This is a genomic window from Virgibacillus salexigens, assembly GCF_014905415.1.
GTDB classification, from domain to species: Bacteria; Bacillota; Bacilli; order Bacillales; family Amphibacillaceae; genus Virgibacillus; species Virgibacillus salexigens.
The window spans coordinates 1-455 of the sequence record NZ_BNEO01000034.1; the positions used below are offsets into that span (position 1 = coordinate 1).

The 455-nt window shown below is 36.0% G+C and carries 1 protein-coding gene; it reads right to left on the reverse strand.

Annotated features, from left to right (window positions below):
- Positions 1-455: protein kinase domain-containing protein (locus JKP73_RS22085; RefSeq protein ID WP_200411975.1), on the reverse strand; the 455-nt coding region annotated here is incomplete at both ends.

Here is a 455-nt window from a genome sequence, read left to right on the forward strand (position 1 = left end):
GTTTCATCATGATCCTTATTGAAAACTAATTTTTCTTCCCCACGACGGTCAAGACTCGTTGAAGTTGCCACATCAGTCATCATTTCTTCTACATCAGTATAGCGATTTTTAATATCTTTCGCTGTAGCTTTAATGACAACATTTTCCAAAGCTTGCGGAACTTCTGGATTGAGATTAATGATGCTTGGAATACTCTCTTGGAAATGTTTTAGAGCGATAGCAACTGCAGAATCTCCATCAAATGGAATTTGACCTGTTAAAAGCTCAAATAAAATAATTCCAATCGCATAAATATCTGATTGAACAGTTGCATTTGAACCACGCGCTTGCTCTGGTGATAAATAATGAACCGAACCAAACATTGTATTTGTTTGAGTAAGTGAAGTTTCAGAGAGTGCTTTCGCAATTCCAAAATCCGTTACTTTTACAGTTCCACTACTGGAAACTAAAACATT